Annotated in this window: 27 protein-coding genes; 7 read left to right on the top strand and 20 right to left on the bottom strand. The window is 36.6% G+C overall.

What is annotated here, in order from left to right; translation table 11 throughout:
- The first annotated feature begins 114 nt into the window (after positions 1-114).
- The 3 genes from QS62_RS00380 (at position 115) to QS62_RS00385 (ending at position 1754) form a co-directional block, all read left to right on the top strand.
- A complete protein-coding gene (locus tag QS62_RS00380) occupies positions 115-783 on the top strand; it encodes a LysR family transcriptional regulator (protein WP_066104179.1) in 669 nt (222 codons plus the stop codon).
- Positions 741-929 (top strand): type 2 periplasmic-binding domain-containing protein, encoded by a 189-nt coding sequence (locus QS62_RS12190; protein ID WP_082966092.1) that lies wholly within the window; start codon positions 741-743, stop codon positions 927-929. Before QS62_RS00380 ends, QS62_RS12190 begins: the two co-directional genes overlap by 43 nt.
- Before the next feature lie 198 nt (positions 930-1127).
- Positions 1128-1754 (top strand): aminopeptidase P family N-terminal domain-containing protein, encoded by a 627-nt coding sequence (locus QS62_RS00385; protein ID WP_197495465.1) that lies wholly within the window; start codon positions 1128-1130, stop codon positions 1752-1754.
- Between the two features lie 141 nt (positions 1755-1895).
- On the opposite strand, the gene QS62_RS00390 is transcribed toward QS62_RS00385, so the two are convergent.
- The 20 genes from QS62_RS00390 to QS62_RS12140 form a co-directional block, all read right to left on the bottom strand.
- Entirely contained in the window at positions 1896-4199 is a 2304-nt protein-coding gene (locus tag QS62_RS00390; RefSeq protein WP_066104185.1) for an MMPL family transporter, read from the bottom strand.
- Positions 4168-4785: a LolA family protein gene (locus tag QS62_RS00395; protein ID WP_066104188.1), complete on the bottom strand. Its 618-nt coding sequence runs from the start codon at positions 4783-4785 to the stop codon at positions 4168-4170. Before QS62_RS00395 ends, QS62_RS00390 begins: the two co-directional genes overlap by 32 nt.
- A 14-nt stretch (positions 4786-4799) precedes the next feature.
- Positions 4800-5231 carry an acyl-CoA thioesterase gene (locus QS62_RS00400; RefSeq protein ID WP_066104190.1) on the bottom strand — a complete coding sequence of 144 codons (432 nt, stop codon included), beginning with the start codon at positions 5229-5231 and terminating at the stop codon, positions 4800-4802.
- A 9-nt stretch (positions 5232-5240) separates the two neighbouring features.
- The gene (locus QS62_RS00405) at positions 5241-6917 is read right to left on the bottom strand and encodes a glycosyltransferase family 2 protein (protein ID WP_066104193.1); all 1677 of its coding nucleotides are present in this window, start codon (positions 6915-6917) and stop codon (positions 5241-5243) included.
- The gene (locus QS62_RS00410) at positions 6914-7252 is read right to left on the bottom strand and encodes an ApeI family dehydratase (protein ID WP_066104196.1); all 339 of its coding nucleotides are present in this window, start codon (positions 7250-7252) and stop codon (positions 6914-6916) included. Before QS62_RS00410 ends, QS62_RS00405 begins: the two co-directional genes overlap by 4 nt.
- The gene (locus tag QS62_RS00415) at positions 7249-8703 is read right to left on the bottom strand and encodes an AMP-binding protein (RefSeq protein WP_066104199.1); all 1455 of its coding nucleotides are present in this window, start codon (positions 8701-8703) and stop codon (positions 7249-7251) included. The genes QS62_RS00410 and QS62_RS00415 overlap by 4 nt, the downstream gene beginning before the upstream one ends.
- A 22-nt stretch (positions 8704-8725) precedes the next feature.
- Positions 8726-9031 (bottom strand): COG4648 family protein, encoded by a 306-nt coding sequence (locus QS62_RS00420; protein WP_156550024.1) that lies wholly within the window; start codon positions 9029-9031, stop codon positions 8726-8728.
- 333 nt (positions 9032-9364) lie between these two features.
- Entirely contained in the window at positions 9365-9604 is a 240-nt protein-coding gene (locus QS62_RS00425; RefSeq protein ID WP_066104206.1) for an acyl carrier protein, read from the bottom strand.
- 12 nt (positions 9605-9616) lie between these two features.
- Positions 9617-9871, bottom strand: coding sequence for a phosphopantetheine-binding protein (locus QS62_RS00430; protein ID WP_066104209.1), 255 nt, complete (start codon positions 9869-9871; stop codon positions 9617-9619).
- Positions 9864-10673 (bottom strand): lysophospholipid acyltransferase family protein, encoded by an 810-nt coding sequence (locus tag QS62_RS00435; protein WP_066104211.1) that lies wholly within the window; start codon positions 10671-10673, stop codon positions 9864-9866. Before QS62_RS00435 ends, QS62_RS00430 begins: the two co-directional genes overlap by 8 nt.
- Positions 10652-11374, bottom strand: a complete 723-nt coding sequence (locus QS62_RS00440; RefSeq protein ID WP_066104214.1) for a beta-ketoacyl synthase chain length factor — start codon at positions 11372-11374, stop codon at positions 10652-10654. The genes QS62_RS00435 and QS62_RS00440 overlap by 22 nt, the downstream gene beginning before the upstream one ends.
- Positions 11375-11422: 48 nt before the next feature.
- On the bottom strand, positions 11423-12652 hold the full coding sequence (locus tag QS62_RS00445) for an NAD(P)/FAD-dependent oxidoreductase (RefSeq protein WP_066104217.1): 1230 nt from the start codon (positions 12650-12652) through the stop codon (positions 11423-11425).
- Between the two features lie 30 nt (positions 12653-12682).
- Positions 12683-13111: an excinuclease ABC subunit A gene (locus QS62_RS00450; RefSeq protein ID WP_066104220.1), complete on the bottom strand. Its 429-nt coding sequence runs from the start codon at positions 13109-13111 to the stop codon at positions 12683-12685.
- Positions 13112-13159: 48 nt separating this feature from the next.
- Complete coding sequence (locus tag QS62_RS00455; protein WP_066104223.1) at positions 13160-14398, bottom strand: beta-ketoacyl-ACP synthase; 1239 nt, start codon at positions 14396-14398, stop codon at positions 13160-13162.
- Positions 14395-15120 (bottom strand): 3-ketoacyl-ACP reductase FabG2, encoded by a 726-nt coding sequence (locus tag QS62_RS00460; RefSeq protein WP_066104226.1) that lies wholly within the window; start codon positions 15118-15120, stop codon positions 14395-14397. The genes QS62_RS00455 and QS62_RS00460 overlap by 4 nt, the downstream gene beginning before the upstream one ends.
- A 15-nt stretch (positions 15121-15135) precedes the next feature.
- Entirely contained in the window at positions 15136-15606 is a 471-nt protein-coding gene (locus QS62_RS00465) for an ApeP family dehydratase (RefSeq protein ID WP_066104228.1), read from the bottom strand.
- On the bottom strand, positions 15606-16790 hold the full coding sequence (locus QS62_RS00470) for a beta-ketoacyl-[acyl-carrier-protein] synthase family protein (RefSeq protein WP_066104231.1): 1185 nt from the start codon (positions 16788-16790) through the stop codon (positions 15606-15608). Before QS62_RS00470 ends, QS62_RS00465 begins: the two co-directional genes overlap by 1 nt.
- 9 nt (positions 16791-16799) lie before the next feature.
- Positions 16800-17375: a DUF3261 domain-containing protein gene (locus QS62_RS00475; protein ID WP_066104234.1), complete on the bottom strand. Its 576-nt coding sequence runs from the start codon at positions 17373-17375 to the stop codon at positions 16800-16802.
- Positions 17376-17846: 471 nt separating this feature from the next.
- Entirely contained in the window at positions 17847-18044 is a 198-nt protein-coding gene (locus QS62_RS12135; RefSeq protein ID WP_082966094.1) for a hypothetical protein, read from the bottom strand.
- Between the two features lie 633 nt (positions 18045-18677).
- Positions 18678-18908 (bottom strand): hypothetical protein, encoded by a 231-nt coding sequence (locus tag QS62_RS12140; RefSeq protein WP_082966095.1) that lies wholly within the window; start codon positions 18906-18908, stop codon positions 18678-18680.
- A gap of 296 nt (positions 18909-19204) precedes the next feature.
- Between QS62_RS12140 and uvrA the strand changes: the two genes are divergently transcribed.
- The 4 genes from uvrA (at position 19205) to QS62_RS00500 (ending at position 24091) form a co-directional block, all read left to right on the top strand.
- Entirely contained in the window at positions 19205-22036 is a 2832-nt protein-coding gene (uvrA, locus tag QS62_RS00485; RefSeq protein WP_066104237.1) for an excinuclease ABC subunit UvrA, read from the top strand.
- A gap of 169 nt (positions 22037-22205) precedes the next feature.
- Positions 22206-22493, top strand: a complete 288-nt coding sequence (locus QS62_RS00490) for a type II toxin-antitoxin system TacA family antitoxin (RefSeq protein ID WP_066104239.1) — start codon at positions 22206-22208, stop codon at positions 22491-22493.
- 53 nt (positions 22494-22546) lie between these two features.
- Positions 22547-23002: a GNAT family N-acetyltransferase gene (locus QS62_RS00495; protein ID WP_231923654.1), complete on the top strand. Its 456-nt coding sequence runs from the start codon at positions 22547-22549 to the stop codon at positions 23000-23002.
- An 87-nt stretch (positions 23003-23089) separates the two neighbouring features.
- On the top strand, positions 23090-24091 hold the full coding sequence (locus QS62_RS00500; protein WP_066104246.1) for a virulence RhuM family protein: 1002 nt from the start codon (positions 23090-23092) through the stop codon (positions 24089-24091).
- The last annotated feature ends 57 nt before the right edge of the window (positions 24092-24148 follow it).

Below are 24148 nucleotides of genomic sequence, written 5' to 3' on the forward strand. Positions count from 1 at the left end.
CAATTTTGTATTGCACGAATGGTTTTTTGTGCTAATTTTTATAACGTGTTGATGATTTTTTGTCACACACTACGGTCATAACATGTTTTAGTTCTTTATGTTGTGGTGGTTAAAATGAAGTTACCTCCTCTTGAAGCCCTACGTTATTTTGAAGTTGTCGCACGCCATTTGAGTTTTACGCAAGCGGCGGATGAATTGTGTGTCTCGCAAAGTGCAGTAAGTCAGAAAATCTTACTGTTAGAAAATCGCTTAGGTTATAAATTATTCCATCGTAAACCACGCCAATTGACGTTAAGCCGCGAAGGTAGTGAGCTATTACGTCATGTTATTTTGGCGTTTGATCAGTTACAGCAAGCAATGCAGCATATTTCTGATATTCAGCAAATTAGATCGATTGATTTGTATTGTATGCCCTCAATGGCCAGCTGTTGGTTGATGCCATATTTACAGGATTTGTATGTCTCCTGCCCTGAAATTAGTTTGAATTTGGTTGTGGATACTTGCGAGCCGAATTTTCGTGATGATGCGATTGATGTTGCGTTATGCCATGGTTATGGCGATATGCCGAGTATGCTGAAACAATTTTTATTGCATGATTATATTTATTCAGTGGTGAGTAAAACGCTATTTGAAAAATATGATTGTGATCTAGAGCGTTGTTTGCAGCAAATTCCGTTATTACATGACTCCTTACCACAACCACTTCTTGGCGGCAATGGGCTTTATATCATGGTAAAAATATTGATACACAAGCAGGACATCGTTACAACCGCGCAGATTTAATTATGCAAGCTGCAATTGATGGGCAAGGGCTGGCGTTAGCAAGGCATGTGTTAGTTGCACGTGATGTGGCAGCTGGAAAATTAGTGCCGCTTTATCCAGATAGTATTCAAGATCAAAGTGTCTATTTGGTTTGCCAAAAAGCATGATTAGAAAAACCTCATGTTCATCAATTTGCCGAATGGATTGTTGCGAAAGCAAAATCATTTGAACAAGAATATTCTGTGGACAAACTACTGCATCAATAAGAATAATTTATTGTTAAATAAGAATTCATAATTTGAATGACATCTGCATATTTTGTAAAACATTCATTAACCATTAATCACAAACAAGAGGTTTTTACTATGAATATGCAGGATGTTATTGAAATCAGAAACGGGGCTAAAGTAAAAGGCACGTTTTCACCACAAGAGATGAATCGTCGTTTGACCTCATTACGTCAAGTAATGAAGAATAAAAATCTCGATGCTGTGATTTTAACTTCTTACCATAATGTGAACTATTTTAGCGATTATCTATATTATTCGTTTGGCAGACCTTTTGCGCTTGTGGTGACACAAGATTGTTCAGTAACTGTTACCACGAATATTGATGGTGGCTTAGGCTATCGTCGTAGTTTTGGCGAAAATATTATTTACACCGATTGGCGTCGTAATAACTTTTATCGAGCGATTAAAACAATTCTGCCACAAGATAAATTGCGTTTAGGTTTCGAAGAAGATCAGCTCCCTTTGCAATCATTAAATCTATTGAAAACTTTTTATCCAGGCTCAGAGTTTTTCGATGTTGCAATGGATTTAATGTTTAATCGTATGATTAAGTCAGATGAAGAGATCGCATTGATTAAAAATGGTGCCAGAATATCCTGCCCATTTTATTCTGGATGTGCTGGTTTTGTTCTTTCTGGTCTTATCCTTAAATTTATCCACCACTTAGATAAACGGCTAATTCCACCTAAAGCAAGAGAATAAAAGGGCGTCCCATTGTCTGAGCGAATCACCCAAGGTAAATCATACTCTTCAAATAAGCATTCAAATTGTTACTTGACTAAATTTGACTGTAGATGAGGTAACGCATGGCATAACGACAGTAGTTTGATATAGATAAAAAATTTATTTGTTGTGGCAATGTACTTTAAGAACTAGTGGGATAAAAATAAACACAGTACTAATACCAATACATAATACGGTGGCAAAACTAACCAATGCTTGTGTTTCACTTAGCATCAATAAACCAAAGGATAATAATGTAGTAAGTGCAGAAAGAATAATTGCAACAAAGGCTGACAATGTATTGTTATTCATTTGATCTGCAAACTGTTTTCCTTGTTTCGCCATAAAAATCCCATAATCAATTCCCATACCAAGCAATAGAATTAATGCTAAGGTGGCAAAGAGATTAAAATATTGTCCTGTAATTGTGAGTGCTGCGGTAGCGACACTCATCGCTAAAATAAGTACTGCAACAATAGCAAAAGCATAACGCCACGTTAAAAACCACGAAAGTAAAAGAAATACAACAACAATACTAAATAATAATATATATAAAATACCTTCTCGACTTTGCTGAAATAGATTACTCCATTCTTCGGTAATATTATGATAGCTAACATCAATTTGTTGATCGGCAATTACTTTACTAAGTTTACTATTACTTTTAGTAAGCGGAAGTAAAAAATAGTGTTTATTTTGATATTGCTGATAAAACTCACTAAAGTTTTTTCCTATGGGGCTGGCTAAAAAATCGGTAAAACTAATCAGCTGTTTTGGATAAGTAGTGATAATTTGTGGGTTAAATTCACTTAGTTTAGTAGATAGCTGTTGTAAGGTTAGATCCACTTGCTGATAGTTTTGCTGTTGAGTTTCAATATCTTGAATATAGCCATCTAAAGAAACCGCTGGAATAATTACATTTTGATATTTTTCTTGTCGTAAAAGTGCGGTCAAATTTGTGATATTTTTTAATAGTTGCTCAACAGAGTCTGCTTGCACGATAAAATATTGTAATTCATTATTTTGTTGTAATACTCGAGTAATAATTTGTTCATTGGCAAGTAAGGTAGCTGATTTATTTTGCAGTAAGCGAACATCATCACTTACTTTCACTTGCAAGGAAAAACAGAGTGATGCGAAAAATAAGATAATAGCGATTGGTACACTCCAACGGCTGTTTTTCCAACCTTGTAGGTAGCTAGTAAGAGATTGTGCAGAAGAAAATTTTAACGGTTGAATAGTTTGTGTAAATAATGGATAACACAAGATAACAGTGAGTAATGCACCGAATAAGCCAAAAATAGCAAAAATTGCCATTTGCTGTAAGATTACGAGAGGTAGTAATAACATTATGGCATAGCAAAGTGCAGTGGTGGCAAACGCTAAAATTAATGCAGAACGTAATTCTAAGAGTGTTTGTCGGCTAGATACATTGGCTTTTTCTGGGTAAAAACGGTGAGTAATAAAATGTAAACTGTAATCCGCTGATACACCAATTAAGCAACTGCTTAGACCTAATGTCAGTAGATGAATTTCACCAAAATAGAGCCAAGTAGCTAAAATTCCAAATAAAACGCCACTCAGTAATGAGAAAACAAGCAAGCAGAGCGGATAAAAGTGACGGAATGCGAACAATAATAATAAGATAATGCCAATCAGTGAACCAATACCAATAATTTTTATATCTCGTTCAACACTTTGTGCTGAAGCATCGCTAAAAAATATTGCTCCTCTAGCATAAATTTTACTACCAGTTTCCTGTTCTATTGTTTGCTGGATTTGTTGTAGCTGTTGTACTAGCTGTGCTTTTTGTGTCAGCCCTTGCGCATTTGTCTTAGCGCGAATTAATAGATAAAAATTACCCTCTGATTGCGCATAAACCCAGCCATCATCAATTTGTAGTCGTTGTTTTTGTTGCAATAGTTGTTGGCGTGTTAAAAGCAGAGGATCTTGCTGTAATTCATTATTTGAAACGCCTGCAAATGGCGAATAAAGTTGTGCTTGAATATAGTCAAAATAGGCTTCGGGTTGGCTTAACTTTGCTTGTAATTCAGCAGAAAATAGCATTGCTCGATGGTTAAAAAAGTAGTGTTGCCAATCTCGTTGTTGTTGCACATTTCGTGCTTGGATATCACTCAGTCCTGTGAGCGTGGCTAGACGAGCAGTAAATTTAGTCGCACTTTGTTTAGCTTGATCAAGCTGTTTAGCAGAAACTAACCAAATAATAGCATCATTAATAGTGCTAGATAGATGCTTATCCACCTGCGAGGGAATAGCCTCTTTTTTTTGTAAAAGGGTGGTTAAACTGCTTTCAATTTTTATGTTATGGCTATTTTTAACAAGGATAAATAGTCCTAGTAATAATACTAATAACCAAATTAACGCATTGATTTTATTCTGTTTTAAACCACTGTTGCTGTTCATTATTAAGTTTTTCTATTGGCTGACAATGTTCAAAGGTAAGTAATGTGCGATCTTGTTGTTTATCAATAATATCCACAACTTGTATATGTTTTTCTCCCTCTAACTTAATTTGTTGGAATAGCTGATTAAAGGGCGACTGTTTTGGTAGTAAAGTAATGAACCACTGTTGTTTATTCTGCGTTTGTTGGGTGAGCGTGAAGTAGTCAGAAACTGAAGTAAATTGCCCTTGGAAAAGGGAAAATAATAAATTTGTAATATGAAATAACTGTGGTTGTTCTTGTTCAGAGATCACTTGTTTTTGCTGATTAATAGATTGGATTAATTTATTTGTTGTAATTGCTGTAACTTGAGCAAAGGGTTTTTGTTGAGAAAGTGCCACACCAATCTGTTGATCTAACACCATTACGCCACTAGCCTTGAGTGGTTTTGCTAAACCGCTTAAAAAGCGTTGCTGTTGAAATTGGCATTGCATTATTTGTGGAATGGCAAGTTGTTGAGTTATCTGTTGCAATGTTGGTTGTTGAGCTACCACAGCAAATGACATACAACCTAAGCTCAACAAAGCTAAAAAGGTTTTTATTTTCACAAATATTCCTTAAATTATTTTACTAAAAATGACCGTACTTTTTGTTGAAAACAGTCAGGCGTAACAAATTGTAGATGTTTATCGCCTACCGCCACAGCAACCTGCGTACTACTTGCCTTACATAAAACAGTTTGGCTTGCTTTATCGAAAAAAGTGAAATTTATTTTTACTTGATTTTCATATTCTAATAAATCAGCTTGTACCTCAAATTGCTGATTGAGCAAGATAGGTTGAATATATTTTATATCTGCTTTTACAATTGGAAATTGGTATCCCTGTTTGATCATTTCGCCATAGCCAAATCCAATATAATCAAATAGCGCCTCTCTTGCTTGCTCAATAAACTGCCAATAACGCCCGTGCCAAACAACGTGCATAATATCTAAATCTTGAAAGGCAGGTTTGCAAGCCACTCGCACGTTTAGTAGTACATTATTTTTTCTCATTTTTATGCCCTATTTATGCCAAAAATTAAAAAAGTTAAACCATTCTAATGGTGATTGGCGACAATAATAAGCCAGCCTATCAGCGTATTGTTTGATATATGGTGTGATGGCGTACTGGCGTTCTTGACGAGGTAATTTAATTTTTTCAGCAAATGGCTCGACATAAATATCAAATTTATCTTTTTGCTCAGGGTTTCTTAGTGCAAAAAGAAGAAAAACTGGCACTTTTAATAAATGCGCAAGAATATAAGGACCGTGCGGAAAATAAGCAGGCTTACCAAGAAAATCAACTTGGCTTTCACTACGTTTTTGACTTTCATTTGGTGAAGTTCGATCGCCCACTAAAACGATAGTATGCCCATTGGCAATACGCTCTTGTAATAGCAGTAACGTGGCTGGCGAAATGCCATCAACTTGTAAAATATCTATTTTATCGTTGGTGGTTTGATATTGTTGTAATAACTGATTAAAGCGCACTGCGTGCTTGGTAAACACGAGTGCAGTGATTTTTAAATCTGTAATTCTTGAACCCAAAGCACGACTTAATTCTAAATCGCCTAAATGAGAGCCGATAATTAAACTCTGCTTGAGTTTATTGTGATCAAGATCGTCTGGAGTATGAAAAATCAAATGCTCTCTGCCAATATCGCCTTTCCACGCAATCAGTTTATTTAACATCGCCTCAGCAAAATAGCTCAAATGGTTAAAACTGGTTAAAGGCGTTTTATCATTTAAAGTTAGCTGATTCTGTTGTACATATTTTGTTAAACGAGCTAAATATTGTTCAGAGGCTTGACGATGTGATTTAGCCACAAGCCAGTAATATAAAATTACTGGTTTTAGTAATAATCTAAAGCCAGTTTTACCCAATAGGGTATAAATCCATAATAAAATTCGAATACCGATTATTGAACCTGTTTCCTGCATTTTTGACCAATGCTGGGTGGTTGTTTGTACATTTCTCTTTAATAGTAAAGAGGGAATATGTCGCCAAAATTGTAACAATAAACGAAAGTGCATTTTGCTTAGACGGAGATTGTCATACAGCTGATCAAAATGAGAAACTCCGTCTGCTGGATAAATGACCTTGCTTTTAATAAAGTGGATTTGACGATAGTGCCAATAATATTGCACCATTATCTCAATATCAAAATCCATACGATTGCCGATAAAATGCTGTCGAATTAAACTCAAGGTATTTTGTACAGGATAGACACGAAAACCACACATACTGTCTTTAATTTGCAGAGAAAAGGTTTCTAACCATACCCAAATATGCGTTAAATAGCGTCCATAGTAGCGAGCTTTAGGCGCTGATTGATCAAAAACTGGCTGGGCAGATACTAATGTATTTGGATTAGATTGTGCGTAGTTCAGCAATTTTTCAAGATCTGCCAAATCGTGCTGACCATCTGCATCAACTTGTAATGCGTGGCTAAAGCCATAAATTTCTGCTAAGTAAAGAGCCGTTTTAATCGCTCCACCTTTGCCTAAATTTTGTTGATGGCGGTGCAAAATAAAGTCAAAATGCGGTTGAATTTGTTGTAATTTTTCAGAGGTTTCAGCATTGGAACAATCATCAACCAGAATAATTGGATATGAATATTGTTGTAACTGCAACAAAACAGGTTCAATAAACTGACCGTGATTATAACAAGGTATAATAAAGCAAGGACGGTAACTCATAAGGAAAACACTCCACTACTCATACACTCATCTTTTTGTAACCACTTAAAATCTAAGCGTTTTTTCTCTGGCATATAATCCACTTGTAAATGCAAAGTGCTATTACTCGGAACAATTCGTTGATATTTAATTTGACGAATAGTGGCTTTACTCAATGAAATTGAGAGAAATTTTTGCACAAACTGATGTACTAAACCGAGTTGTACCACGCCTGCCAAAATAGGAAAATTTGGAAAATGACCTGCAAAATATGGGTAATCATTTGAAAAATGACAGCAGAGCGTAAATGTGGTATCTGATTGTGTAATCACTTGATATTTTGGTTCAATAATCATACAAATAAACGCTCCAGTTGTTTAATATTTAACTTACCTTGTTCATTTAACGGCATAAAATCCACAATCCGAATACGGCGAGGCAAGGCAATTAATTCAATGCGATTTCTTAATTGTTGGCGTAATAGTTGTAACGTTTCTTTACTTGATAAATGGCGGTATTGTTCAGTTAATACCACAACTAAGCCGACACTATCTCGTAAATGATCTCTGACGACAAGTGCTTTCACTTCAGCAATTTCCGCTAATTGTAACGCAATGTTTTCAATTTGTGTTAAAGAAACTCGTTTGTCGGCAATTTTTGCTACACGATCTGCTCGTCCTAACAACTCAAAGCTATCATCAAATAGATTTACCCGATCCTCCATCGCATACCAATCATCTTGCGGTAGCAGTGGCGATAAAATTTCTAAACACTCTTTGCTATTTTTGCGGAATTGAATACCTTGTAGTGGATACCAGTGAATACTTGGAAAATATTTGTAGGCGATTGCACCTGTTTCACTTGAGCCATAAAATTCCATTACATCACATTGTAGCTGTACTTTAGCTTTTTCGCCTACCTCAAGTGGTAATTTGCCACCTGAGGAATAGACCACTCGTGCTGAAGGGTAGGATAACTTTTCATCTAAAAATCGTAAAAACGCAGGGCTACTAATTAACGCATAGGATTGGCTAATTTTGCTTAATTGCTCGGGCATAATTAAGCTGTAATCCCAAAATGGCATTCGCAATACTAACGGAAAGAAAAGACGATACATCAAACCCAATAGATGATTATGATTTACCGTTGAATACATCACCGTACCACGCAATTTGCCAGCTAGCAAATCATATTCGATTTGAATTTGCCGATCGAATAATGCGAAGTATTTGTCAATCATTTTTGGCGTGCCTGTACTGCCTGAGGTAAATAAATAGAGATCAGGCTGGCGGTTATCAATTTTTGTATAGTCTGTAACTTGATTGTACTCTGCAACGCTGACTAACAAACTTTCAATTTGATCAGATGAAAGTGTTTTTTCTGGCAAAATTTTTTGAAAATTAACTGCCCTTTTTCCTATTGTTTTAACTTGTTCAGCAAGATCGGTAATATCAGTTAATAACAAGGAAAAATGTTCTTGTATATCTGCTAGATGTTGTACAGTTTGTAGTGAGGGTAAAATAATTGTACGCCGACAATGAGATACGGCTAATAAAGCACAAACCATTAAAAAACCACTTTTAAAGATTAATGCAATATTTTGTTGGTTTGACATTGTTTGTAACTGTTGTACAAAATGTGCTGTATATTGTCGCAAATCTTGCCAATTATATTGATAATTTTCGCCAAGACAGACAATGTGCTGACTATCTGCATGTGATAAAAGAAGCATTTTTAATGGAACGAGTGACTGCTTATTTGCTACAAATTGTTGCTGTAACTGTTGTGATAATTTATCCGTAATCATTAAGATAACCTTTCCAATAATCCTAGTCTGAAAAACGTGATTGTTTATAGCGTCTGAATAAATATTCTCCAGTAAACAGTATCCCCATTAAAACATAACTGATTAAACCGTTATACAGTGTCCACAGTATTAGATCATCGGAATATACAGTATAAAGTGCGATGCTACCATTTAGGAAAAAAAACAAACTCCAAACTTTGGTTACATTTCGGGTATAACGTACTGCTGTATCTGGCAAGTCTGGCATCTGTAAGCGAGCAAAATGTTCAATAATACTCATCTTTTGCCGCAAGCTAAAAGTAAAAAGACTAAATAACAGAATATTCATAAGTACTGGATAAAAAAGTAATGTTGTTTGATTTTTATGTAGTAATGATAATAATGCTAGACTTATACCAATTATAGCTGAATAAGCCGCGATCATTTTTAAAGAGAAATTCTTTTTTAATGTTGTTTTTTCTAATACTACCTGTTGTGGGTGTCTAATGTTTAACCAAAATAAAATACTTCTAATAATGAATAGTAACAATATCCCAATAGCTATCCATTGCAAAGAAAAGTAGGTAAATGCGAAATAGATAAAAATAGGATAAAGAACAGTAATAAGTGTAAATAATGCTGTGATAAACCTTTTCACGAATAATAAATTGAGCAGAATGCATTATTGTAATTTATAGATTACATCAACAATATCACTTATTGTTCTAACATTTTTAAACTCTTCAGGGCTGACACGTTTTTTCAGCTTATTTTGTAGATGCACTATCAAATCTACAGCATCAATACTATCTAATTCCAAATCTTCAGCAATATGAGATTCTAGTGTCACGGTATCTGGATCAATATCAAATAATTCTTCAAGAAACGTTTTTACTTGTACAAAAATTTCGTTTTTTTCCATTGTTTATATTCCTTATTGATTGTTATGAATAAACTCTGCTAATGTTTTGACAGAATAAAAATGTTGATGAACCTCTTCGTTTTCGGCATTCAGTTGAATATTAAATTGGTTTTTAAGTGCCAACCCTAATTCTAAAGCATCTATCGAATCTAATCCTAAACCTTCGTTGAATAATGGAGCTTCACTATCAATATCATCAATACTAAGCTCTTCTAAATTCAGTGCAGAAATAATGAGTTGTTTAATTTCATTTTCTAATTCATTCATAATAGTTCCTTGCTTTTTCTATGACATCAGCTGTTGGCTGTAATAAATTAACGAGATCATTATTCAAATGGCGTACTGCTTTACTTGGAGGTAAATCATTACTAAGGTAAGATTTTATATCATATAACTCTTGTACTTTAATATAAAAGAATGATTTTTTTTCAGATACTTGATACCAAGCTAATTCTTTTGTCAATATTCGAGGCTCACAAACGATATGTATAATACGCATAGGAGCATTGCAACGGATTGCTAAATTAGCTGCTCCTCGTTGTAACACTAATTTTTCACTATTTAGTGGTGTACGAGTTCCTTCAGGGAAAATCAATAATTTTCCGCCTTGTTGTAAGCGTTTTTTGCAACGTTCGATTAATATTTCTGGATCAGATGAATTGGGAATATAACCTGCATTTTTCACTACCATTTTGCAAAAAGGATTACGAAAAAGTGCTTCCTTAACCACGCAATCCATTTCTGGCAAAATTGATCCAAGTAATACATAATCAATTAAACTCGGGTGGTTCGCCACAATTAAACAGCTTTTATCAGCCTGCAAAAGCTCACCGCCTTCAATTTTATAATCAATAATACCTAGAAATTTTAAAGCCTGCACAAAACTATAAAAACAAGTTTGGATACTACGTTGGCTATATTTTCTACGCAATAAAGGATCTTTATAAATCAAACGAATGGCAAACATATAAATGTTACCCAAGATGACAGAGCCTAAGCCAAAATAGACAAAAGCCAACCCTGTGCCAATAATTCGCCAAAGTTTATTTAATTTTGGGTAAATAGCCATCTTTGTGTATCACTCTCAAGATAAAAGTGCGGTTGATTTTGAAAAAATTTATGCAAAAAGCTCAATCCGTCAGGAAATTTCTGTGCTTGTTGTTGAGATGGGGGTTGCCACGATAATTGCCATTGTTCCCCTTGTTCAAGCACCATACCTAGTGCATAAGGTTCGCTTAATTCAGTGGGTTGCAGAAAAGGGTGGTAAAATTCAGGTACAACCCCGTCAAACATAACATATAACACTTTACGTTTGCCACCCTGTAAAGCGAGCAATGCTTCTAACAGTCCCGTACAAAAGCTCTGTTCTTCCGCTGCAATTGAACTAATTGGTGCAGTGTTTTTCGCAAGGATACTAAATTGCCCAGCAGGTGCATTATGCACGGCGGTAGCAAAGTCGGTTGGCGACATATCTCCTGTTGCAAAGAAGCGAGAAAGCAGTTTGTAAGTTCTCTCTAACTGACCGTGCCGACTTGCAAAAACAACAGCATCAATATCAGGTTGTAGCTCAAGCAACTCCATAGCTAGCTGAATAGCCATTTTATCAGATAAACCCATACGTCTTGCTTGCATCATAGGTATTTTGCTTGCCTTAAACTTATTGCTAGCTGGCAATGGCTGAAAAGAGGTCGCCGCCCATTGTTGCCAGTCAGCTACTTCAACTAAAGCACTCGAGTAGGCTTTGATTGCCAATAAATTAAAGTTCAACATTTTTCTACCTAATTACAACAGTTTATCTTATTTCACATATCCAATATGCTATTTACACAATTCAGCTAATGTCTTTAAGCGTCTTTGGTGTTCTTTGACATAAGGATTTTCCAGATCCCACGCATAGCCTGCCAAGATAGAACTGATCATCGCACTGATTTTATCATTTCTATTTTCAGCAAAAATAGCACGCTGAAAACTTAAATCATACCAACCCATTACATAAGTGCGGAATGTATCTACACCACGCTGTAATACATCAGCAAAATCACGTTGCCAATCTACTTGTTCGCCTTTAAATTGACGATCTAACGCTTTAACCGCAAGGCTCGCACTACACATTGCAATAGTTACACCAGACGAAAATACGGGGTCTAAAAACTCTGCACTATTTCCCAATAAAGCAAAATTTTTCCCATATAGCTGTTTTACATTCGCTGAATAGCCTGTTAATTTCTGATACGCAGTATCCCATTTAGCCTCTCCCAAAAGGGCGGTCAAATTTGGAGTAGTTTTTACAAATGATTGCAAACAAGCTGCAAAATCGTCATCAAAAGACGCAAAATAGTGTGGTTCACCGACCACGCCAATAGAGCTTCGACCATCACTAAACGGAATTAGCCAAAACCAAATATCTTGATGTTGTGGGTGTACACTAATTAGAATTTTATCACGTTCAAATTGAGGTGCTGTGATGTTGTCCTCAATATGCGTAAAGATAGCTTGGCGTGGTGGCAGATTAGATGGTGTTTCTAAATTGAGTAGACGAGCTAGCACTCGACCATAGCCACTGCCATCTAATACAAACTCAGTTTGTAGTTGATACTGTTTGCCCGTACTCAGATCATTAACCGTCAGAAAAGCTAAATCATCTTGAAACACAATATCCACAATTTCGTGTTGATAACGAATTTCTACCCCTTGTTCAACCGCACAATCAGCCAGTAATTTATCAAATTCGCCTCGTTTTACTTCATAAGCGTATTTTTTACTATCTTGAGTAAACTGTTTTGCAAAATCAAATACAGAATATTGTTGATCTAAAGCAAATGCTGCACCGTGTTTAATTTGATAGCCTTGAGCCTCAACTGCTGCTAGCATACCCGCTTCTTCAATAAAATCTAAACAGTGTGGCAATAAACTTTCGCCGATTGAAAAGCGAGGAAACGTTTGCTTTTCTAATACTAATACATCATAACCTTGACGTTTTAATAAGGTTGCTGCAATCGCACCTGACGGTCCTGCACCAATAACAACAACCTTTCTTTGTTCTAGCATAATAATTGCCTTTGATTAACTTAACAAAGTTTATTTAACAAAATCACCTTTAATCGCAACACCAGCCATTACAGCACCTGCATGACATTCATATAAAGAGGTGCTTTTATAAGGTTGTTTTTTGTAATAGCTCACTACGTTAGAGATTTTTTTCACACCTAACTGTTGTGCTCTTTTCTGCATTTGAATCAGAGCAGATAACATTGACCAACGACAAGCTTGTTCATCAGATTTATTGAATGCATTCGTTTTTTTATTGGTTGAATCAGTTTTAACTATGTTTCCGTTGACTGATTGTCCAAAGTAAAATTTAATACTTGGATCGAGTTTTTGTTTAGCTTCTGGCATATCAAAAACATCTTTAATTGGTAAATGATGAACCGTATCTCGTGCAAAGCTATTAGCCGAAAATAACAATCCAACGCTTAATAAAACCAATAATTTTTTATTTAATTTCATTTGAGTTTTCTCCATATTTATACACATTAAAAATCAATTTCTTACATCTTAGCCTGTATATTTTTTAAATATCAAAGAGGTATTTACACCACCAAAGGCAAAATTATTATTCATCACATAATCTGTTGTGCATTCAACTGCACTTTGTTGAATATAGTTTAATTTTGCACAATGCTCATCAACGGTTTCTAAATTGATTGTCGGCAGAAAAATGCCCTCATTCATCATTGCGATACTAAACCACGACTCTAATGCACCACACGCACCTAGCGTATGTCCTAAATAACTTTTGATTGAGGAAACAAGCGGTTTATTGGCAAAAATATTATAAGTTGCGTGACTTTCAGCAATATCTCCACGTTCAGTGGCGGTGCCGTGTAAACAAACATAACCAATTTTATCGGTAGAAATATCGGCTTGTTTTAACGCTTGTGCTAAACAAACTTGCATTGTTTTCGATTGAGGTTGTGTAACGTGGGTAGCATCACAATTAGTCGCAAATCCGACAATTTCAGCATAAATTTTTGCTCCACGTTTTTGAGCGTGTTCTAATTCCTCTAAAATTAGTGTTCCTGCCCCCTCACCTAATACCAAACCATCTCTATTAAGATCAAATGGGCGTGGTGTGCATTCTGGTTGTGTATTATTTTGACTAGTTGCAAACAAGGTATCAAATACGGCTACCTCACTTGGACATAACTCTTCTGCACCACCTGCAATCATAATATTTTGATAACCGTGTTTGATCGCCTCATAGGCATAACCAATCGCTTGGCTACCAGAAGTACAAGCGGTAGAGGACGGAATAATACGTCCTTGCAAGCCAAAGTACAGACTAATATTCGCAGCCGTAGTATAAGGCATCATTTGAATGTAAGTTTGTGCTGTAATGCTATGGGTATTTTTCTCCATAAACATAGATCCAAATGCGAGCACTGGTTCTGTACTTCCTGTACAAGAACCATAAGCTACACCAGCATTGCCATCTTTTAAATATTCGCTATCTAGTAGCTGTGCATCTGCCAGTGCCTGTTCTGTAGCCACAACCGCCATTTGTGCCACACGTCCCATACTACGACTTTTCTTTTTGGTAATATGGCTTGGTAATTTAAAATCTTTTACTGGTGCGGCAAGGCGACTTTGTAGCCCGTCATAAATTTCCCATTCTGGCACATAAACCACTGCGTTTTTGTACTCTAGCATACGCTGTTTAATCGTATTCCAATCATTACCAAAAGCGGTAATACCCGATATACCTGTTATTACAACACGTCTTACGTGACTCATACCATTCCCCCATTAATTGAAATGACTTGACGTGTAATATATGCTGCTTTATCACTCATCAAAAATGCGACCAAATCAGAAACTTCTTGAGCCTGTCCCATACGCCGCATTGGAATTAATGGCATTGCGTGTTTTAGGGTTTCTTCATTAATCATACCCGTATCAATCAAACCCGGTGCCACGCAATTTACCGTTATTTTTCGTTTAGCTAACTCTAATGCAAGTGCTTTTGTTGCACCAATTAAACCTGATTTAGAAGCACTATAATTGACTTGCCCTCTATTACCTACAAGACCAGAAACGCTGGCAAGAGTGACTATTCGTCCACCTTGACGAGCTGAAATCATAGGCATAATGGCTGGTTGAATAACGTTATAAAACGCATCTAAATTTGTATGTATCACGCTATCCCAATCTTGTTCTGTTAGGGCAGGAAAGGCAGCATCTCGTATAATTCCAGCATTTAATACAATGCCATAATAACTACCATTTTCCTGTATATCTTGATTCAATACTGTTTGGCATTGTGTACGCACACTTACATCAAAGCAGAGTAAACGCCCTTTGACGCCTAACTGTTCAACCTGTTGTAAGGTATCTTCTGCACCTTGTTTGTCGGATAAATAATGCACAACAATATGAAAGCCTTGTCTAGCTAGCTCAATTGCTATTGCTTTACCAATTCCTTTACTTGCACCTGTCACTAAAACCGTTTTTGTCATATATTTTTCGTCTTTTTAATTATTTTGTGTGAATAAATTTTGTAGTCCTGAAATTTCTACATCATTTGGCTGATAAGTGGTAAGCCTACCCTCTGCAACAACATTTTGTTGTGTATTTATAATTTTTGCTGCAAAACTCGCCATCTTTTCATCTTGCATTATAATTTGAGCTTCAATTCTCAATTTATCGCCAACTTGATAGTGACTCACATATTGCTGACACTGCCGTCCACCAAGTAAAAATCCTATTTTTGGTTCGCTACCATCACGCAACTTGGCTTGATAACCTGCCCAAACGCCAACAGTTTGAGCCATTAATTCAATACTTATCCATGCGGGTAAACGTCCTGTTTCATCTAAAAAAAGTTGATGTTTTTGATCGATAACCACTTCGACAGCAACATAGGTTTCATTGCACTCTAGCAAAGAATCAACCAACATCATAGGTTGTTTATGGAGTAAAAAATCACTTGCCTTGCCTAACATCAACCGCCTCGCTTTTTAATAATGAGTGTACTATTATTGCCACCAAACGCAAAAGAGTTACTCATAATCACTGGTTTTTCAAGATAAGTTGGTGTAAAAATTACGCCAATTTCTGGCAAATTATGATCGTAATAATTTTGCTTATTTTCGTCAGTTTGACGAGGAAGTAACGGTTTGGTTGTGGTTGAATAATGCTCTAATAACAAACAGCTAATGGCTAACTCTGTTGCACCAGCTGCACCCAGTGTATGCCCTGTTAAATGTTTAGTGCTACTACAAGGGATTTGCCCAAATACTCGATTTACCGCCAAACTTTCCATACTGTCATTGAGTGGTGTTGCCGTACCGTGCAGATTTAGATAGCCGATCTCATTGATAGATAAGTTAGCATTGTGTAACGCATCACGCATTGCTCGTTCAGCTCCAGCACCATTTGGCTCAGGTGCGGAGATATGATGTGCATCACTACTTTCGCCAACGCCAGCTAATACAATATCGCTCTCCTCTCGACTTAACAGAAACATCGCCCCTGCTTCACCAATATTAATACCAGCTCGGTTATCAGCAAATGGACGAGTAAGCTGTTCTGATAATGAGGCTAAAGAATTAAACCCATTTAAGGTTAAATGACACAAAGTATCTACTCCGCCAACCAAAACGGCATCAACCAAACCGCTTTGCAACAATCTTTGTGCTGAAATAAATACTCTTGCACTTGATGAACAGGCGGTGGAAATAGTAAAGTGCGGTGCATTTAGCCCTAAATATCGAGCAACAAAGCCAGAAATAGAGCCTAATTCTTGGCAACGATAATGATAAGAAAGATCAGCGTGAGCGGATTTAATAGCTTGTTCGCCCAAATCAATACCTGCGGTACTTGTTCCCATTACAACCGCAATTCTATCTCTACCATATTTCTCAATAAATTTTGTAATATCATTCTCAAGCTGTTGTAAACACCACAATACCACTTGATTATTTCTACAATAATACTCAGAAAATTCCGCAGGTAATTCAGGTAACGATAACGGAATTTTACCAACATAAGTTGTATCGGTTGAAATTTGTGTTTCAAGTTGTAGCAAACAGCGATTGTTCTCAAGATTTTCCAATATCTCAGCTTTAGTGCTACCAAGTGCATTACAGAGAGTATAATTATTTATAAAAATAGGGGGTTTATTCATTTTATATTCCTATTCTATATCTTGTAACAAAATTTGATACAAAAATTGATAATGCGTTATTTTGACTGCTTTAGTATAAGTCTGATCGCTATAATCAATCTGTATCACTTTCTGTTGATTTAAATCGAAAACCAAACGCTGTTTATTTTGTTCAACGATACGCCAACCTTGCGGTAAAACAAATCTCCAAGCCTCTATCGGTAAAGAGGAAAGTAAAATATCGCCAACAATTTGCGATAAAGATGGTAAGGTAATATTCGCAATTTTTAGTTGTTGTGTTACTTTTATTTCATTGCCGTCATATTGTAATTGAGCGAGCCTAACACCTAATGGAGATAGCAAAGTAAGTGTTAATTGCTTGGGAGATAAAGATAATATCGTTAAAATATGTTCTTCTTTTTTCTTGAGTTTATCTGATGTAATGGTTAATAACTGATGTGTTTCAATAGTTGGCGATAAGGTAAGGTTAGGCAGATGGACGCTAGTGTGTTGATTGAAATAGTAAACATCACTTCTTATTGATGACTGACACCCCATAACAAGCATAATGCAAATAATAAATATAGTCTCAACACAGCTTTTCATTAGTTACCTTAACAGCTTATGCTACCTTTAGTAAATAGTATTATAGTACCTTAAAGTAAGTGGATTTAGAATGTTTTATTTTTGTTATAAATTTTTATGCTATAACAAATTTTTATATACTATTTATGCTATGAAACAGGGGAAATTGTATTTAAACTACTGCCTAATACAGCAATGCTCTTTAATCGTAGGCAAGTAAACTTTACACGAAGAAAACCTATTCCCCTGACTTCAAATATCAGGTCACTTAAACCATTCAGCTGGGGTGAAATAAGTATGGAAAATGCTAGCCTACATTTTGGTTGGCACATCAAATTTTTGTGTAATTAGTCAATGGTTGAAATATTTTCAGCAATACGGTATAGAAGGATTATTCCCCAAACCCAAAGAGCATCCTGTAATGAAAAAAAGCGTTATGCCAAAAATATGTACAACACAAACATCATTTACATATTAACCTAGAGACATCGTTTACATTCCTCCTTCTTGTTGATGCCAGCTTGTGGCTGGCACAATTCTCTTTTCTCGTTCATTCATCTGACCAAGAAAATGATAATAGATATTCCATATCCCTTCTGCAAAAGGAATCAAGGCAACATCCTCTAAAGCCAGTACCTGACTTAAATAATAAATTTCCCCTTTCCAGCAAATTTCACCACTATGCTTCACTCTCCTTATCTCGCAACCTTCATCGTAATCATAAGCTTCTACTTTCCCTGTATAACGACGTGTCTTGCTCTGATAACATTCTGACGGGGTTTTCCTGCCTAGCCCTTCATGTGAACGTTCCTCGTTATATTCTCACCGAAAATCATCCAAGATAATTTGTTGCGCCTGAATATCCTTTCCATATTGGCCTTTTCGTTCTTTTAACATTAACTTTAGACTTCGATGCATTCGCTCATGACACCCATTTTGTTCAGGATGCGCCAGCTCGGTTCTTTCCGGTCTTATCCCTAAATCTATCCACCACTTAGATAAACGACTAATACCGCCTAAAGCAATAGAAGAAAAGGGTGGCCCATTGTCAGAGCGAATCACCCAAGGTAAACCATACTCTTAGAATAAGCGTTCAAATTGTTGTTTGACTAAAGCAGATTGCGGACTAGGTAATGCGTGACATGATAAAATATAACGACTGTAGTTATCGGTTACCGTTAAGGGATAACACCATTGTCTATTCCTCAATAAAAATTGTCCTTTGAAATCTACACACTAAGTCGTATTCGAAGAAACTAAAAGGGTAAAGCGTTGATTATCTGCACTGATTTGCCGACGTCTTTTACGACGAGGCTTGACTAATCATGCTCGAGCAAGAATTAAATCACCTGTACTATCTGCTGGTACTTTAGTATCTGGATAACGTTTTGCAAATAAATCTAACAGTTTTTTGGGTCCCCAATCAGGGCGTTTGAGCTTCTCGGGAATTAACCACTCTACTATCCATTTAGCTGCCGTATTAGGTGAAGTATGTGGCCTTCGTGATAACTCATTTAACCTCTCAAACCCTACTTGTCGTGGCGTTTTATCCACTTATCTGCTGTCGGACGACTGATATTAAATTGACGACACAGCGCTATTTTTGTGTAGCGTTGGCTTAACCACGCTTTGAGAAAAAGAAATCGTTGTTCCATGATATTCGTTTGTTTCCAAGGCATCATCATTTCCTCATCTTTTTTTGATGAGGGTTTACTCAAAAATGTAAACGATGTTATCAGGTTGTACCAGCAATACGAAATGAAAAAAAGGAGATTTTTATACTGTATATTTGCACAGTTTTTTTGATTTTGCGATAATCGTCGAGTTTTTTCATTTTTTTGTTGCAACGTATGGATAATATCGAAATTCGGGGAGCAAGAACCCACAATCTAAAGAACATAAATCTTACTATTCCACGCAATAAACTCGTTGTGATTACTGGATTGTCAGGATCAGGAAAATCATCATTAGCTTTTGATACGCTGTATGCAGAAGGGCAGCGTCGTTATGTGGAATCGCTTTCCGCCTATGCACGTCAATTCTTATCATTGATGGAAAAACCAGATGTCGATCATATCGAAGGCTTATCACCGGCTATTTCGATTGAGCAAAAATCGACGTCGCATAATCCACGCTCAACGGTGGGTACAATTACCGAAGTCTATGACTATTTACGTTTACTCTTTGCGCGTGTTGGTGAACCACGTTGTCCAACCCATCATACGCCATTAACTGCACAAACGATTAGCCAAATGGTGGATCAAGTGTTGGCATTACCGGAAGGGCAACGAATGATGTTGTTAGCGCCGGTGGTAAAAGCGCGTAAAGGCGAACATACTAAGTTATTGGATAGTATTGCCGCGCAAGGTTATATTCGAGCAAGAATTGATGGGGAAATTTGCGATTTATCTGATCCACCAAAATTAGCATTGCAGAAAAAACATACGATCGAAGTAGTGGTGGATCGTTTTAAAGTACGAGCAGATTTGGCGCCACGTTTAGCGGAATCTTTAGAAACGGCACTAGAGTTATCTGGTGGTGTTGTGGTGATAGCTAGTATGGACGATACCCAAGCGGAAGAGTTGGTCTTTTCTGCGAATTTTGCGTGTCCACATTGTGGTTATTCGGTGTCAGAACTTGAACCAAGAATGTTCTCCTTTAATAACCCGGCTGGCGCTTGCCCAACTTGCGACGGTTTAGGTATCCAGCAATATTTTGATGAAAAACGTGTGGTACAAAACCCAAGTTTGTCTTTGGCTGGCGGTGCGATTCGTGGCTGGGATCGTCGTAATTTCTATTATTATCAAATGCTTACTTCGCTAGCAAAACATTATCATTTTGATATTGAAGCACCATTTGAAGAGTTGCCAAGAAATATTCAAGAATTAGTATTGCATGGTTCAGGTAGTGAAGAAATTGAGTTCCAATATGTGAATGATCGTGGTGATGTAGTAGTGCGTCATCACGCATTTGAAGGGGTACTCAATAATATGGCACGTCGCTATAAAGAAACTGAATCAATGGCGGTGCGTGAAGAACTGGCTAAATATATTAGCAATCGTCCATGCCAAGATTGTCATGGTTCACGCTTAAAAGAGGAAGCGCGCCACGTCTTTATTGGTGATACCACTTTGCCGCAAATTTCAGAAATGAGTATTGGTGAAGCATTACGCTATTTTGAGGAACTCTCTTTTGATGGGCAAAAAGCAAAAATTGCCGAAAAGATTTTGAAAGAAATTAAAGAGCGTCTGCAATTTTTGGTGAATGTTGGTTTGGAATATCTTTCACTTTCTCGATCAGCCGAAACATTATCAGGGGGTGAAGCGCAACGGATTCGTCTGGCGAGCCAAATTGGTGCTGGACTTGTGGGCGTAATGTATGTGTTAGATGAGCCATCAATCGGTTTGCATCAACGAGATAATGAACGTTTATTGAATACGTTGCTGCATTTACGCAATTTAGGTAATACCGTTATTGTGGTTGAACACGATGAAGATGCGATTTTAACGGCGGATTATATTGTGGATATTGGCCCGGGTGCGGGAGTGCATGGCGGCGCAGTAGTGGCACAGGGTACAGCACAACAAATTATGCAGGATCCTAACTCATTAACCGGACGTTTTCTCTCTGGAAAGGAAAAGATTGAGATACCAGCGCAACGCACAGCAATGGATCCACAACGTATCTTAAAATTATCAGGCGCTAGCGGGAATAATTTACAGAATGTCGATCTGGAAATTCCTGTTGGGCTATTTACTTGTATTACAGGTGTTTCTGGTTCAGGTAAATCCACACTGATCAATGATACTTTATTTCCAATTGCACAAAATGCGATAAATCGTGCGGAAAATCAACAACATGCACCATTTAAGTCAATTGAAGGATTAGAATTCTTCGATAAGGTGATTGATATTGACCAAAGTCCAATCGGACGTACCCCACGTTCAAATCCAGCAACTTATACCGGTGTATTTACGCCAATTCGTGAGTTATTTGCTGGTGTGCCAGAGGCTCGCGCGAGAGGTTATAACCCAGGACGTTTCAGTTTTAATGTGCGTGGTGGACGTTGTGAGGCTTGCCAAGGCGATGGTGTTATCAAGGTAGAAATGCACTTCTTACCTGATATTTATGTTCCTTGTGATCACTGTAAAGGTAAACGTTATAACCGAGAAACTTTGGAAATCCGTTATAAAGGGAAAACGATTCATCAAGTGTTAGAAATGACCGTTGAAGAGGCGCGAGAGTTTTTTGATGCTATTCCAATGATTGCTCGTAAATTACAAACGTTAATTGATGTGGGATTATCCTATATTCGTTTAGGACAAGCCTCTACGACCTTGTCTGGTGGTGAAGCGCAACGAGTGAAATTGGCGGCGGAACTCTCTAAACGTGATACGGGTAAAACCTTATATATTCTTGATGAGCCAACCACAGGATTGCATTTTGCTGATATAAAACAGTTATTGTCAGTGTTACATCGTTTACGTGATCAAGGGAATACGATTGTCGTCATCGAGCATAACCTTGATGTGATTAAAACAGCAGACTGGATTGTTGATTTAGGTCCTGAAGGCGGTAGCGGCGGTGGTAAGATTATCGCTGCTGGAACACCAGAACAGGTGGCGGAAATTCAAGGATCACATACAGCACGTTTCTTAAAACCAATATTAGCTAGAAAATAGTAAAACGAAATTCCCTCTAGTAAATAGAGGGAATTTTTTATTTAGGACAAAGTAATTTTTATCTTGTATTGGTATTTTTAAATGAGTTTATTATTTGATTTGTACGGCTAATAGCCGTATTATTGAAATGGTGAAAAAGTAGGCGATAAATATTAGAAAAGGAGATTTTATGAGAAATCAATCTAAAGCGAGATTAGAGGCTAAAGTCAATCCTGATATCTATGCCTTATTTAAGCAAGCTGCAGCAATAAGCGGCAGAACATTAACGGACTTTGTTATTGATGCAGTGTATAAAGAATCTATTAAGACAATTGAGAAACATCAAGTAGTTGCTCTTTCTGTACGAGATCAACAATTACTGATTGATAGTTTGTCAACAGAGAAACCTTTTAATGAATCTATGCAAGAAGCATTAACTGCTTATGATCATTTTTTAAAGCTGCAAGGACAAAAATAATGATATTAGAGGCTTTGCACGATCTAGTAATTGTGCCGTTAGCGGAACTAACGTTGAAAAAGCAAGATTTTAATAGTTCTTCAGCAGTTCTAAATAGCTATTTACAGACACAAGCACCACAGGATGAAAAAAGAGAATTGGCTAAATGCTTTGTGTTAATTAATCAGAAAAATGAACAGATTATTGGTTATTACACTTTATCTGCCACTTTAATCAAGGTTGAGAATATACCTAAAGCAAATATCCAAAAAAAGATTAGATATCCTAATATTCCAGCAGTTTTAGTAGGACGTTTGGCAATTGATCAGCGTTTTGTTGGCCAAGGCTATGGAAAGTTCTTAATTGCTGATGTTCTACATAAAGTGAGTAATGCAAAAATGGGAATAGCCACATTACTTGTGGAGGCGAAAGATGATAATGCAATTGCATTTTATAAGAAGCTGGGTTTTATCCAATTTTTGGATAAGAAAGAGAATTTATTTTTGCCGCTAACAAAATTGATTAAATAGTTTTCGCATAGCCATGAAAAGTAGTCGTTATAGCTGATCTACTTATAATTAATGCTAAAACAAATAGATTTTTATGAGAGAAATGATATGCCACAGCAAAACAATATCATTATTTACAACACTGATGATGGTAAAGCTAAAGTGTCTTTGTATGCGCAAGATGGCACTGTTTGGTTAAGCCAAAATCAAATCGCAGAACTTTTTGCCACCTCAGTCCCTAATATCAATATGCATATATCTAATATATTGAAAGATAAAGAATTATCTGAAAATTCAGTTATTAAGTATTTCTTAATAACTGCCGCTGATGGTAAAAATTATCAGGTGGCTTTCTATAATTTGGAAATGATCTTGGCGATTGGTTTTCGGGTAAGAAGTAAACGAGGCACGCAATTTCGTATTTGGGCGAATACTCAACTGACAGAATTAATGCGTAAAGGCTTTGTGATGGACGATGAACGTTTAAAGAATCCTGATGGGCGTCCTGACTATTTTGATGAGATGTTGGAACGTATTCGTGATATTCGTGCCAGCGAAAAACGTTTCTATCAAAAAGTAAAAGACTTATTTGCATTAAGTAGTGATTATGATGGTACAGACAAAGCAACACAGATGTTCTTTGCTGAAACCCAAAATAAATTAATTTATGCGATCACGCATAAAACCGCAGCCGAGTTGATTATCAGTCGAGCCGATGCTCATGCACCTAATATGGCGCTGACCAGTTGGAAAGGCAAAGTGGTGCGTAAACAAGATATTCTAATTGCCAAGAATTATTTGCATAGTGACGAAATTGATAGTCTGAATCGTTTGGTGGTTATTTTCTTAGAAAGTGCGGAATTACGAGTTAAGAATCGTCAGGATTTAACCTTAGATTTTTGGCGTAATAATGTTGATCAGTTATTGGAATTTAATGGGTATCCAGTATTACAAGGTGCAGGTAGTATTCGTCATGAAATAATGGAACAGAAAGTGAGAGAAATTTATGATTTATTTAATGCGCAACGCAAAAAATATGAAGCAGAATTAGAGGATAAACAAGAGTTAGCGGAGTTAGAATCTTTAGCTAAATCGTTGAAAAAACGTTGATATCGTAATGAGATAGAAGGCAAAATCCCTTGATGTTTTGCTCAAGGGGTTTTTTCT

The sequence above is a fragment of the Gallibacterium salpingitidis genome (genome assembly GCF_001678495.1).
GTDB classification, from domain to species: domain Bacteria; phylum Pseudomonadota; class Gammaproteobacteria; order Enterobacterales; family Pasteurellaceae; genus Gallibacterium; species Gallibacterium salpingitidis.